Source organism: Ralstonia pickettii (assembly GCF_001699815.1).
Taxonomy (GTDB): domain Bacteria; phylum Pseudomonadota; class Gammaproteobacteria; order Burkholderiales; family Burkholderiaceae; genus Ralstonia; species Ralstonia thomasii.
Genome location: NZ_MCGB01000092.1, coordinates 60,198 through 73,549, shown reverse-complemented (window position 1 = coordinate 73,549; position 13,352 = coordinate 60,198). Strand labels below are relative to the sequence as shown.

Sequence of the window (13,352 nt, the reverse complement as noted above, 5' to 3'; positions counted from 1 at the left end):
TGTGACGCCCTGCCGTGCTTGCCGCCTCCCCCACCCCAGACACCGCCAATGCGCCGGCCACGCCGGGTTACCTGGCCCAGCTGAACGACCAGCAGCGCCAGGCAGTCGAGTTCGGTATCTCTGGAGCGGACGCGGCGGAAACCGGGCCGCTGCTCGTGCTGGCCGGCGCAGGGTCCGGCAAGACGCACACGCTGGGCTGGCGCGTGGCGCATCTGGTGGCCAACGGCGCCGATCCGCAACGCATCCTGCTGCTGACGTTTTCCCGCCGGGCGGCGAGCGAACTGTCGAACCGTGCCGGCCACCTGCTGGCGCGAGCCATGCAGGGCGAGCGATCGAACAACGCCCTCAATTCGGCCGGCACGTCGTACAAGACCACGCTGCCCTGGGCGGGCACCTTCCACGGCATCGGCGCGCGCCTGCTGCGCGAATATGCCGAGCGCGTGGGCCTCGCCCCCGATTTCACCATCCATGACCGCAGCGACTCGGCCGATCTGCTCAACGTCGTGCGCCATGAGCTGAACCTGTCGACCAAGGAACGCCGCTTCCCGCTCAAGCAGACCTGCATTGCGATCTACTCGCGCGCCATCAACGCCGAGAGCCCGCTGAACGCCGTGCTGAAGCACCATTTTCCGTGGTGCGCGATGTGGGAAACGCAATTGCGCACGCTGTTCGATGCGTATGTCGAAGCCAAGCAAGCGCAGCACGTGCTCGACTACGACGACCTCCTGCTCTACTGGCACGCGATGGTGTCCGACGCCGAACTGGCGGCCGAGATTGGCGCCCGTTTCGACCACATCCTCGTCGACGAATACCAGGACACCAACCGGTTGCAGTCATCCATCCTGCGTGCGTTGCGCCCGGACGGCCGCGGTGTGACCGTGGTGGGCGACGACGCGCAATCGATCTACGCATTTCGCGCGGCGACGGTACGCAACATCCTCGATTTTCCGCGCCACTTCTCGCGGCCGGCGCACACGGTGCTGCTGGAGCGCAATTACCGGTCAACGCAACCGATTCTGGATGCCTCCAACGGCGTGATGCGTTTTGCCACGGAGCGCTTTGCCAAGACGTTGTGGACGGACCGCGCATCGACGCATCGGCCGCGCTTGATTTCAGTGCGTGACGAGGCCGAGCAGGCGCGTTGCGTGGCTGAGCAGGTGCTGCATCACCGTGAAGGCGGGCTGACGCTGAAATCGCAGGCGGTGCTGTTTCGCACCGCGAGCCACAGCGCGCCGCTGGAGATCGAACTCACGCGCCGCAACATCCCGTTCGTGAAATACGGCGGCCTCAAGTTTCTGGAGGCGGCACATGTGAAGGATGTGCTGTCGGTACTGCGCTGGGCCGAGAACCCGCGCAACCGCATTGCCGGGTTTCGCGTGATCCAGTTGCTGCCAGGTGCAGGCCCCGCCACGGCGGCACGCGTGCTCGACGCCATGGCGGAAGCGGCGGACCCGATTGCCGCGCTGCTCGCCTACGAGCCACCGGCGCGGCTGGCCGGCGACTGGTCTACGCTGATGGCGCTCATGCAAACCCTGCGCGTGCCCAAAGACAGCCTGGAATGGGCTGGCGAACTCGAAGCCGTAGGCGCTTGGTACTCGCCGCACATGGAGCGCCTGCACGACGACGCGGCCGTGCGCCAGGGCGATCTCGACCAGCTCGCCCGCATGGCCGCAACGTACGCCACCCGGGAGCGCTTCCTGACCGAGATGACGCTCGACCCGCCCGAGTTGACCAGCGATGAATCGGGCGACCCATACCGCGACGAGGACTACCTGATCCTCTCGACGATCCATTCGTCGAAAGGTCAGGAATGGAAGGCGGTGTATGTGCTGAATGCCGTGGACGGCTGCATGCCGGCCGATCTGGGCGCCGGCTCGCACGAAGAACTGGAAGAAGAACGCCGGCTGCTCTACGTGGCGATGACCCGTGCGCGTGAGCACCTCGACATCCTGGTGCCCCAGCGTTTCTACGTCACCCAGCAAACACCCAATGGCGATCGGCACATCTACGCGTCGCGCACGCGCTTCATTCCGCCTGCGCTGCTGCCGCTGTTCGAAGCCTGCGCATGGCCGGAACCGGAGCCCGGTGCAGACCCCGCAGCCGAGGCGCGTGCCGCGGCCAAGGTCGACCTGAGCAAGAAGATGCGCGGCTACTGGAAAAAGTAGTCAGCCCGGTCGCCGAAGCGGGCGTTCAATGCACTTCCATCTCGGGCCGCTTGACGACGTGCGTTGACTCGAAGCGCGAGAGCTGGGCAAAGATCCACGCAGCCGCGCAGGTCATGACGCCCACGCAGACAAACGTCTTGTGGAACGCCGCCAGCGTGTCGCGCCCTTCCGGTCCGGCGGTGAAGTCGGTAAAGCCCGTCAGCAACGCGCCGGCTGCGGCCACGCCCAGGCTCATCGACAGCATCATCACCATCGAGAGCATGCTGTTGCCCGCGCTGGCCAGGGGGCCCGTCAGGTCCTTGAGCGTGAGCGTGTTCATGGCCGTGAACTGCATCGAGTTGAACGTGCCGAAGATCGCCAGTTGCACGATGCGCAGCCACACCGGCACGTTGGGCGTCATCACGGCAAAGCTGGCCATCATCAGGCCGACCATGACCGTGTTGACGGACAGCATGCGGCGATAGCCGTAGCGCTTGATGGCCCAGGTGCCCAGTGGCTTGGCGGCCATGCCGGCTGCGGCCACCGGCACCATCATCAGCCCCGCCTGCAGCGGCGTGTACCCCAGGCTCACCTGCAGCAGCAGCGGAATGAGGAACGGCATCCCGCCGCTGCCGATGCGTGCAAACAGGTTGCCGAGCACACCAATGGAAAAGCTCGGAATACCGAACAGCGTGCGCGGAAACAGCGGCCCGGCCACACGCCCCGCGTGCAGCCAATAGGCGGTGAGTGCGGCCAGACCGAAGACCAGCAGCACCAGCACCGTCGCGTGCTGGAAGCCGAGCTCCGACAGCCCGTCGAGCGAAAACGATACCGCCGCCATGCCGAAGGCCAGCATCAGATAGCCGGACCAGTCGAAGCGGCTGTCGTCTTCTGCGTGCACATCGGGCATCACCTTGAGCGTGACCAGCGCGCCGATCACGCCCACGGGAATGTTGATCAGGAAGATCCAGTGCCACGACACGGCTTCCACCAGCCAGCCCCCCCAGCGTCGGGCCGATCAGCGGGCCGATCAGCCCGGGGATGGTGACGAAACTCATGGCCGGCAAGAACTGCTCGCGCGGCACCACGCGCAGCACCGTCAGCCGCCCCACGGGCATCAGCAGCGCGCCGCCCACACCCTGCACCACGCGCGAGGCAATCAGCATGGTCAGGCTGCGGGACTCCGCGCAGAGCAAGGAACCAATGGTGAAGAGAAAGATGGCAGCAAAGAACATCTTCCGCGTGCCGAAGCGATCGGCCAGCCATCCCGACGCAGGCATCAGCATGGCGGTCGTCAGCGTGTAGGCGATGATGACCGACTGCATCTTCAGCGGGCTTTCCGACAGGCTGCGTGCCATGGCCGGCAACGCGGTGTTGACGATCGTGGAATCGAGCGTCTGCATGAACAGTCCCATCGCCACCAGCCAGAGCAACGGTTTCAGAGAGGTGTCGAGGGAGGCGGAGGGCGTGGTGGGCATGGGGCGGGGGCAGAACCGGCAGATGTGCGACGCAGCCGTCATTGTGGCGTGCCTGGCCTGAGCCCGCAAACGCTGATTCCCGCTCGACAGGCGTATCCGCCCTACGGCCGACAAGGGCACTGCGCTCTGCCTATACTGAAGCGTTCATCTCAGTCTCCTCGTGCCCTCGCTCCTGCCATGACCACCCGTACCGAACGCGACACCTTTGGCCCCATTGAAGTCCCTGCCGACCACTTGTGGGGCGCACAAACGCAACGCTCGCTGCAGAACTTCGACATTGCAGGCGACCGCATGCCCCGCGAGCTGATCGACGCGCTCGCCCGCATCAAACGTGCCAGCGCCACCGTCAACCAGCGGCTCGGGCTGCTGTCCGCAGACAAGGCCAACGCCATCGTGGGCGCCGCCGATGAAGTCATCGCCGGCAAGCACCCGAACGAATTTCCGCTGGTGGTCTGGCAAACGGGTTCGGGCACGCAGACCAACATGAACATGAACGAGGTGCTCGCCAATCGCGCCAGCGAGCTGCTCGGCGGGGAACGCGGAGAAGCACGCCTCGTGCATCCGAACGATGATGTGAACCGCAGCCAGTCGTCCAACGATGTGTTCCCGACCGCGATGCACGTGGCTGCCGTAACGGCCATCACGCACCATCTGATTCCATCGCTGCGCACGCTGCGGGAGACCCTCGCCAAGAAAGCTGCCGACTTCAACGACATCATCAAGATCGGCCGTACGCACCTGCAGGATGCGACGCCGCTCACGCTGGGCCAGGAGTTCTCCGGCTACGTTGCACAGTTGCAGCACAACGAAACGCACCTGAACGCCGCCCTGCCACACCTGTGCGAACTCGCGCTGGGTGGCACGGCGGTCGGCACCGGCCTCAACGCACCGGCCGGTTATGCTGAACAGGTGGCCGAAGAGCTGGCGCAACTGACCGGCCTGCCTTTCATCACCTCGCCGAACAAGTTCGAGACCATGGCGTCGGCCGATGGCCTTGTGCATGCGCACGGCGCGCTGAAAACGCTGGCAGCCAGCCTCACCAAGATCGCCAACGACATCCGTTGGCTGGCCAGTGGACCACGCAGCGGGCTGGGAGAAATCTCTATCCCTGAGAACGAGCCGGGCTCGTCGATCATGCCCGGCAAGGTCAACCCCACGCAGAGCGAAGCGGTGACGATGCTGTGTGCGCAGGTCTACGGTAACGACGTCGCAGTGAACGTGGGCGGTGCGTCGGGCAACTTCGAGCTGAACGTGTTCCGCCCGATGATTGCCTACAACTTCCTGCACAGCGTGCGCCTGCTGGCCGACGGCATGCGCAGCTTCAACGATCACTGCGCCGCGGGTATCGAGCCGAACCGCGACCGTATCGACGAGCTGGTACAACGCTCGCTGATGCTGGTGACAGCGCTCAACCCGCATATTGGCTACGACAAATCGGCGCAGATCGCCAAGAAGGCGCACAAGGAAGGCACCAGCCTGCGCGAGGCCGCGCTGGCGCTTGGCTATGTCACCTCCGAGCAGTTCGATGCGTGGGTGCGGCCGGAGAACATGGTTGGCCGCTAAGTAAACTATCATGGGCCCGCGGCTTGCTATGCGCGGCCTATCCCTTTTCCTTTTCCATTGCCCGTTTCAAGAGCGCCGGCCCGGCCGGTGCGCCTTGCGCATGAAACCCGCTCCCATCCCCACGAACGAACCCGAACGTCTTGCCTCGCTGCAAGACATGCTGTTGCTCTCCACACCCGACGAGGAGTTGTTCGACCGCGTCACGCGCACGACCAAGCGCGTGTTCGACGCCCCGATTGTGCTCGTGTCGCTCATCGACGCCCAGCGTCAATGGTTCAAATCCTGTATCGGCTTGAACGTGCGCGAGACCGGGCGCGACATCTCGTTCTGCGGCCATGCCGTGGCCGAAGACCAGATGCTCGTCATTCCAGACACCAAGGCCGACCCGCGCTTTGCCGACAACCCGCTCGTGACGGGCGCGCCGCATATCCGCTTCTATGCTGGGCGGCCGGTCAGGAATCTGTCTGGCTATGCCGTGGGCACGCTCTGCGTGCTCGACAAGAAGCCGCGGTCGTTTGACCAGGCCGAGCGGGAGCTGCTCAATGACCTGGCCAGTTGGGTGGAATCGGGATTTCGCGAGCGCGAACTGAGCGAAACGCAGCGCTCCATCCTGACCGAGCTGCAGATTGCGCGCCACGAAAGCCTGACGGATCCGATGCTGGGCATCTGGAACCGGCGCGCCGCGATGGAACTGCTCACGCGCGAGTGCGGCCACGCGATGCGGTACGGGCAGCCGCTTTCATTGCTGGTGGTGGATGTTGACCACTTCAAGCGCGTGAACGATACCTACGGCCACCCCGTGGGCGATGCGGTCTTGGTTGAGATCGCTCGCACGCTGCGGGTGAATTCGCGCCCCATCGATGCAGTGGGCCGCTACGGCGGCGAGGAATTCCTGGTGGTTCTGCCCGATACGACCACACTGCAGGCCAGCGACATTGCGGAACGCCTACGCAGCGCGGTGGAGTCGCTGGAGATCGCCACGCCGGAAGCCAACATCCGCAGCTCCATCAGCGTAGGCCTGGCAAGCTGCGAGCCGGAGAAGAACCTGTGCACGCCGACAGACCTCATCATGCGTGCCGATGCCGCCCTGCTGGCCGCCAAACGGCTGGGGCGCAATCGCGTGATATTCGACGGACAGCCGGTGTAGATCAGTGGGGCGCGGGCTCGCCGCCGCGGCGGGCGACGCGCACGTCAACCCGTTCCGGCGCCAACGCGCGCTCGAACACGGCGCGCGCGGCATGCGTTGTGCCGGTGCCGCACATGAACGCGTCGATGGCGGCAAACCCGTGCTCGGGCCAGGTGTGAATCGAAAGATGCGATTCGGCGAGCAGCAACACACCGGTCACGCCGCCCTGCTCGCCACCGGGCAAACCGGCGCGCACGGAATCGAAGCGATGCAGATGTGCATGCAGGATGGTCGCACCCAGTGCGTTGGCAGCATCGCGCAGTGCGGTTTCCAGTGTGGCCGCATCGCGCAACAGCACAGGCGCAACGCCATACAGATCGAGCAGCAGATGCTCGCCCACGGCGGCGGGTGCTTCTTCCACAGAAAGCGCTGCATCGGTGCGCGTCACTTGTGGCCCCCGCTAAAACCACCGCCATAACCGCTGCCGCCCGATGAGCCGCCCCAGTAAGACGACGACCCGCCCGAGCTGCTGCCGTACGACGGCGTGCGCGGCGCGGCAAAGCCGGCCTTCCAGTCCATATAGGTGGCGCCAATCACCACGGCCACGGCATAGAGAACGAACCAGTTCTTCATTCCCCGCCCCCAATCTTGGCGACCAGCCACGCGGGCACCAGCAACAGCAACGCCGCGAAGAACGTGATACCAAACACCGAGCCCGGCGCCATGAAGAACGGCACGAGGTTCAGCAGACCGAGCAGCACACAGGCGACCACCGCCACCGTCATGTAATTCGACGACGCCTTGGCCGGCTCGGCGACAACCTTGCCGAACCAGGCCTTGATCTGCGCGGCACTCACGGGCGTGCTCTTCGACCACGTGAGCTCATGCGCGTCGCTCTCCGCAGCCAAGCTTTCCCCGCCGGCGGTGTATTCAACAACGCGCGTCTGGTCACCTGTTTGCACGCGCCAGTTGAAGGCCCCGGCGGCGTAGGTCACGCGCGAGGTGTAGTCCTCGTCGCGGGCGTAGACCTTGCCGTCGAGCACCGCGGTGCGCCCGTCGTTCCGGGTGGGCCAGCGGTCGAGCACGTTGGCGCGGAACCAGCCGTCATCGGTTTCGACCATCCAGCTGAAACCGCGCTTGGGCGTGTACAGCAGGTATTCGAACCATTCGCCGCCGCCGTCGACCACCGCGCGGCGCATCACGCCGATCACCTGCCATTGCAGGCCATCGATGAGCGCCTTGTCGCCCAGCTCCAGCGTGGTGGCCACCTGCGGCACCGACCGTGCGCGCGCGATGATGTCGCCGCGCGGCGTGGCCGCATCGATGGCCGCGCCGCAGCCGGGGCACAGCACGTGGCCCGTTACGCCGGGGCTGAATGGGATCGATGTGCCGCACTGCGGGCAATCGAGATTCGTCAGCTTGCCCGGAATGCGGCCGGCGGTTTCCTTGATCTCGGCGTCGGTGCGCAGAAGCTGGCACTCGAGCACATCGAGCGTGGTGGCTTCGCCCACGTAGAGCGCTGGCGCCGTGCCATCGGAGTAGTCCAGCGTGATGAAAGCGTCTTCGCGGCGGCCATCGGCCACACGCGCGTGCCAGCCTTCGCCCACGCGGAACGGCAATTCGCCCTGGCCGCCGGTGCAATCGGCTTCGCGCACGTCGGACAGCGTGAACTGCTTGCCCTCGGCATCGTACAGCTGCCCCGGGCGCAGCCCCTCAAACGCGACCGCATTGGCAGGCGTACCGCGCGCGAAGGTCATCGTGACTTGTCCGGACGCTTCCGCCAGCCAGCCATCGGAGCCGTCGTCAAACAGCACGTACCACTCGTTCCAGAAACCCGCGTCGTAACGCAGCTGGATGCGGCCGACAATTGTGAACGCCTTGTTCTTGTAGCGCCCGGTGGTGCCGATCTGCACGCGTGCGTAGTCCTCCAGCACGGCGGACATCTTGCCGATGTCGGAAAGCGTCTCGCCGTCGCGCAGCAACGTGCTCTTGCAGAAGCTGCACACCGCCATGACGGCAGCTGCAGACTTCAGTTCCACCGGCGCGCCACACGCCGGGCAGTTGGCATGAAACATGGTCAGGTCGTTCGATTGCGCGAAAAATGGCGCAGAAAAACGGGCGGCTTGCGGTGCCGCCCGGTCATCCGATCAGCGGGCCGGGGCTCAGCCTCCGGTCAGCGCCTTCAGCACGGCAGCCTTGCCGGCATCGAAGTCCGCTTGCGTGATGAGGCCCTTGTCGAGCAGTTCCTTGAGCTTGGCCAGGCGTGCGGTGGGGTCGTCCGCTGCCGGAGCAGCTGGGACGGCGGCGGCAGATTGCGCTGCAGGAGCAGCCGCACCGCCAGCGTTGCCCTGCACAGCGGTACGCAGGCTGTCGGCCATCGCCTGGCCCATTGCCAGCCCTGCCGCCAAACCCGCACCCGTACCGGCGATGCCGCCTTCGTTGCGTGCCGCCAGCGGCAGCGATTCGGCCGTCTGGTATTGCGTGAAGCGCTGCATGTCGCCGGTCATGTCCATGCTGATCCGGCGGTCCAGCGCGGCCTGCAGTTCGTCCGGCAGCGTGACGCTGGACACCTGGAAGCTGTCGAGCGCCAGGCCGTACTGCGTGAACTGCGGCAGCAGCGCCTCGCGCACCTTGTTCGACATCAGCATCTGGTTGGCGGCCAGGTCCAGGAAGGGCACGCCGGATTCGCCAAACGCCGTCGCCATCGCACCCATGATGACGGGGGCGAGTTGCGCCTCGACTTCATCCACGGTGTAGATGTCGCGTGTGCCGCTCACCTGCTGGTAGAAGAGCTTCGGATCGGCCACGTGGTAGGCGTACACGCCAAAGGCGCGCAGGCGGATCATGCCGAAATCCTTGTCGCGCACCGTCACGGGCTGCGGCGTACCCCAGCGGCGGCCCAGTTGCTGGCGCGTGCTGAAGTAGTAGACGTCGGACTTGAAGGGGGACTCGAACAGCTTGTCCCAGTTCTTCAGGTACGTGAGAACGGGCAGCGTCTGCGTGGTCAGCTTGAAGGTGCCGGCGCCAAATACGTCGGCGATCTGGCCTTCGTTGACGAACATCGCCATCTGCGAGTCGCGCACGACCAGGGTGCCGCCGTTCTGGATTTCCATGTCCTGCATCGGATAGCGCCAGGCGAGCACGCCGTCTTCGCTCTCCGTCCATTGCAGGATGTCGATGAACTGCTTCTTGATGAAACTGGACAGGCTCACAGCAGACTCCTTCGCGATGACTCGCGGGGCAGGAACAATCAGGACAAGGTCACGACAGGCACGCGGCGTTGATCACGCCAACGGCCAGCGCGCTCACGCCAAACAGCATACCGGCGGCGATGTTGTTGTGCTCGATCTGCAGCCGGTAGTCCGGCATCAGCCGCGTGAGCACCAGGAAGACGATCAGCTGCACCACCGACGCCATCACCGCCCAGAACAGGAACGGCACCAAGCCATCGGCATGCGTGATGCTCGACGCAATGGTCAGCACGAAGCCGAGCAGCGCACCGGACAGCGACAGCGCCGCCGCAATATTGCCTTCGCGGATCAGCTTGAACTCGTCATACGGCGTCAGGCGCAGATAGACGAAAAAGAAGCCGGAGAACACCACGGCGCCCGCCAGCAGGTGCGAGGCATAGGCGATCACGGGAGCGGTCATGTCGGGCATGGGTAGAGGCCGAGCAGTACATAGGTGGCGCCACTATAGCGGCTGATGCGCCGCTTGCGTACCCCCCGATGCAGCCCCGCACCAGGCGGCTCGCAGGCCGGGAAAAAAGGCGGCACAATCGCGCTCGCCTTGGCATCCGCCGTTTGTTAACGCCCCTTCATTTTCCACCCCCGCAGCATGTCGACGCCGCAGCCTGACGCCACATACGAACCTACGCAGCCTTCGGGCCGCGGCAATGCCTTGCTGGTCCTCGCCGTCTTTGTGGTGGCCTCGTGCGGGCTCGCTTACGAATTGATTGCCGGGGCATTGGCTTCGTACCTGCTGGGCGATTCCATCCTGCAGTTCTCTTCCATCATCGGCGCCTATCTGTTTGCGATGGGCATCGGCTCGTGGCTCTCGCGCTACGTGGCCGATGACGCGCTGCTTGCCCGCTTTGTCGATCTGGAATTGCTGGTCGGGCTGTTTGGCGGCGTGTCTGCCGCGGCGCTGTTTGCGTTGTTTGCGCTGGAATCGGCGCCGTTCCGCCTGGTGCTGTACGCGCTGGTGACGGTGATCGGCGTACTGGTCGGCATGGAGATCCCGCTGGTGATGCGCATGCTGCATCGGCGGCAGGCAAAGTTCTCCGATCTCGTCAGCCGCGTGCTGACGTTCGATTACCTTGGCGCGCTGGCGGTGTCGCTGCTGTTTCCGCTGGTGCTGGCGCCGCGCCTGGGGCTGGTGCGCACCGGCTTCCTGTTCGGCCTGTTCAATACCGCGATTGCGGTCTGGACGCTCTGGCACTTCCGCGCCGAGCTGGCGCTTTCGGCCCGCATGCGTACCGCGATGGCGTGGCGCGCCGGCGCGGTAGCGGCAGCATTGCTCGCGGGCTTTGGCGCGTCAGACAAGCTCACGCACTGGTCGGAGCGCGCGCTCTTTGGCGACGAGATCATCCACGCGATTTCCTCGCCGTATCAGCGGCTGGTCGTCACGCGCTGGAAAGACGACCTGCGCCTGTACATCAACGGCAACCTGCAGTTTTCCTCGCGCGACGAATACCGCTATCACGAGGCGCTGGTGCTGCCTGCGCTCGAAGCCGTGCGCGGTGCGCGGCGCGTGCTGGTGCTGGGCGGCGGCGACGGACTCGCGCTGCGGCAGATCCTGAAGTACCCGCAAATCGAGCACGTCACGCTGGTCGACCTGGACCCACGCATGACGAACCTGTTCTCGCACGCCGAGGCATTGGTTGCGCTCAATCAGCATGCGTTCAGTGACCCGCGCGTGACGGTGGTCAACGCCGATGCTGCGCAATGGATGCAGACCGCCACCGACATGTTCGATGTGGCCATCGTCGATTTTCCGGACCCGTCCAACTTCAGCATCGGCAAGCTGTATTCGGTGCCGTTCTATCGACTGCTGTCGCGCCATGTGGCGGATACGGGCCTGGTTGTCATTCAAGCCACGTCGCCCTATTTCGCGCCGCGTTCGTACTGGTGTGTGGATGCGACGCTGAAGGAAGCCGGTTACCGCACGTGGCCGTACCACGCGCTGGTGCCGTCCTTTGGTGAATGGGGCTTCATCCTGGCCGCACCGGGCCGCGCGGATTTCCAGCCACCCGCCTCGTACCGCGTGCCGACACGCTTTCTGGATGCCGACACCACGCATCAGATGTTCAGCTTCGCGCCCGACATGCCGCGCCCGAAAGTAGAGCCGAACCGGCTGAACAATCAATCGCTGGTGCGGTATTTCGAAGAAGACTGGCACGGCGTGCTGCGCTGATGGCAACGCGACGCAGCTTTCTTGTGGGCGCAGCTGCAGCCGGTGTGGCTGCCGCGGGTGCGGCTTCGTGGGCGGGCTTTCGCGCCTTTACTGAAATCACGCCCAGCGTGCGCATGCCCGGCCAGACTGCCGGCCATCAACTGCGCGACCTGCGCGTGCTGCCGGCACCATCGGAAACGCGGCGCGTGGGCGTTGCCATCTGCGGCAGCGGCATTGGCGGATTAAGCTGCGCGTGGCGGCTGGCAAAAGGCGGCCGGCGCGACGTGGTTGTCGTCGAGGGACCGGAGCGCTATGGCAATGCCGCGGGCGGTGCGTTCGGCACGCAGCGCTTCCCCACGGGGGCGCATTATCTGCCACTGCCGTCGATGGAATCGACGCACGTGCGAGAGATGCTGGCCGACTTTGGCGTCATCGAGCGCGACCCGTTTGCCCTGCGCCCGACGTACGACGAACGCGTGCTCGTTCACGCGCCCGATGAACGCCTGTGGCTCGGCAATCGCTGGCAAGACGGCTTTGTGCCGCACGAAGGCATTACCGAGGCGGAACGCGCCGAGCACACCAGGTTCTTCGCCCACATCGACCGGCTGCGCCAGACCACCGGTGCCGACGGCCGCCGCGTCTTCGCCGTGCCGACGGCGCTCTCGTCCGCAGACCCAGCTTGGCGCGCGCTAGACGCACTCACCTTCCGCGACTGGCTGCACCGCGAGGGCTACCGCGCCGCCACGCTGCACTGGTATGCCGATTACTGCTGCCGCGACGATTACGGCGCCACGGCGGATCAGGTTTCCGCCTGGGCCGGCATCGCCTATTTCGCCAGCCGCGGCGGCATGGCAAGCAACGCCGAGCAAGGCACCGTGCTCACGTGGCCGGAAGGCCTTGACTGGATGGCCAAGCGGCTGTTCGAAGCCGCCGGATTGGACGAACCGGGCCGTTTGCTGCAGGGCAGCGCCGCGCGCATCGGTACGACGAACGAGGCCAGCGCACGCGTCTTTGCCGATGTGCTGCAAGCGGATGGCCGCGTCGTGCGCCTGCTAGCCGATCACGTGGTCAGCGCGATGCCGCTGCACGTTGCCAAACACATCGTCGACGGCTTTGACGTGCCCGCCGCCGAGTTGCCCGAAACCGCACCGTGGCTGCTCGCCAACCTGCTCATCGACGGCTTTCCGCCCGAACACGACGACACGCCGCTGGCGTGGGACAACGTGGTCTATCGCGGCACGGGCCTGGGATATGTGGTCGCCAATCACCAGGACATTCGCGTCGGGCCGCCCGCGCAGAGCGTGTTCACGGCCTACGTGGCGCTGTCGGACATGACACCGAAGGCCGCGCGTGAATGGCTGCTGAAGGCATCGCCGCAAACGCTGCTCGATCGTGCGCTGGCCGATCTCGATACGGTGTACGGCATCCGCCTGCGCACGCAGATCCGCCGGGCCGACCTGACGCTACGCGGCCATGCGATGGCGATTCCCACACCGGGCTTTCTCTCCAGACCCGGCATTGCGCGCCTGCGTGAGAGCGCCGGGCCGATCCACTACGCGCATGCGGACCTGTCCGGCTATTCCGTGTTCGAAGAGGCGGCGTGGTGGGGCGATCGGGCGGCCCGGCGCATTCTGGGCAACTGATTGC

11 protein-coding genes and 1 pseudogene are annotated in these 13,352 nt (G+C 65.5%); 6 read left to right on the top strand and 6 right to left on the bottom strand.

Features of this window, described 5'->3' with window-relative positions:
• Positions 1-14 precede the first annotated feature (14 nt).
• Positions 15-2,165, top strand: a complete 2,151-nt coding sequence (locus tag BEK68_RS19390) for an ATP-dependent helicase (protein WP_012430209.1) — start codon at positions 15-17, stop codon at positions 2,163-2,165.
• Positions 2,166-2,190: 25 nt separating this feature from the next.
• Here the strand turns inward: BEK68_RS19390 and mdtD are convergent.
• Positions 2,191-3,559 (bottom strand): annotated as a pseudogene (mdtD, locus tag BEK68_RS19385) (multidrug transporter subunit MdtD).
• On the opposite strand from mdtD, the gene BEK68_RS26250 reads away from it, so the two are divergent.
• The 3 genes from BEK68_RS26250 (at position 3,453) to BEK68_RS19375 (ending at position 6,332) form a co-directional block, all read left to right on the top strand.
• Entirely contained in the window at positions 3,453-3,683 is a 231-nt protein-coding gene (locus BEK68_RS26250; protein ID WP_249262944.1) for a hypothetical protein, read from the top strand. The pseudogene mdtD and the gene BEK68_RS26250 sit on opposite strands and share 107 nt — an antisense overlap.
• Before the next feature lie 116 nt (positions 3,684-3,799).
• Positions 3,800-5,185 (top strand): class II fumarate hydratase, encoded by a 1,386-nt coding sequence (gene fumC / locus BEK68_RS19380; RefSeq protein WP_012430207.1) that lies wholly within the window; start codon positions 3,800-3,802, stop codon positions 5,183-5,185.
• A 100-nt stretch (positions 5,186-5,285) separates the two neighbouring features.
• A complete protein-coding gene (locus BEK68_RS19375; protein ID WP_012430206.1) occupies positions 5,286-6,332 on the top strand; it encodes a sensor domain-containing diguanylate cyclase in 1,047 nt (348 codons plus the stop codon).
• 1 nt (position 6,333) lies between these two features.
• Here BEK68_RS19375 and speD read toward each other — a convergent pair whose 3' ends face one another.
• From speD to BEK68_RS19350, 5 genes are all read right to left on the bottom strand, one after another.
• Complete coding sequence (gene speD, locus BEK68_RS19370; protein WP_004627613.1) at positions 6,334-6,759, bottom strand: adenosylmethionine decarboxylase; 426 nt, start codon at positions 6,757-6,759, stop codon at positions 6,334-6,336.
• On the bottom strand, positions 6,756-6,944 hold the full coding sequence (locus tag BEK68_RS19365) for a hypothetical protein (RefSeq protein ID WP_004627616.1): 189 nt from the start codon (positions 6,942-6,944) through the stop codon (positions 6,756-6,758). Before BEK68_RS19365 ends, speD begins: the two co-directional genes overlap by 4 nt.
• Positions 6,941-8,386: a DUF4178 domain-containing protein gene (locus BEK68_RS19360; RefSeq protein WP_012430205.1), complete on the bottom strand. Its 1,446-nt coding sequence runs from the start codon at positions 8,384-8,386 to the stop codon at positions 6,941-6,943. Before BEK68_RS19360 ends, BEK68_RS19365 begins: the two co-directional genes overlap by 4 nt.
• A gap of 87 nt (positions 8,387-8,473) precedes the next feature.
• Positions 8,474-9,523, bottom strand: coding sequence for an SPFH domain-containing protein (locus BEK68_RS19355; protein WP_004627620.1), 1,050 nt, complete (start codon positions 9,521-9,523; stop codon positions 8,474-8,476).
• A 49-nt stretch (positions 9,524-9,572) separates the two neighbouring features.
• The gene (locus BEK68_RS19350; protein WP_012430204.1) at positions 9,573-9,971 is read right to left on the bottom strand and encodes a DUF350 domain-containing protein; all 399 of its coding nucleotides are present in this window, start codon (positions 9,969-9,971) and stop codon (positions 9,573-9,575) included.
• A 177-nt stretch (positions 9,972-10,148) separates the two neighbouring features.
• Between BEK68_RS19350 and BEK68_RS19345 the strand changes: the two genes are divergently transcribed.
• Both BEK68_RS19345 and BEK68_RS19340 read left to right on the top strand, forming a co-directional pair.
• Entirely contained in the window at positions 10,149-11,726 is a 1,578-nt protein-coding gene (locus tag BEK68_RS19345; RefSeq protein ID WP_012430203.1) for a polyamine aminopropyltransferase, read from the top strand.
• Complete coding sequence (locus tag BEK68_RS19340; protein WP_012430202.1) at positions 11,726-13,348, top strand: NAD(P)-binding protein; 1,623 nt, start codon at positions 11,726-11,728, stop codon at positions 13,346-13,348. The genes BEK68_RS19345 and BEK68_RS19340 overlap by 1 nt, the downstream gene beginning before the upstream one ends.
• The last annotated feature ends 4 nt before the right edge of the window (positions 13,349-13,352 follow it).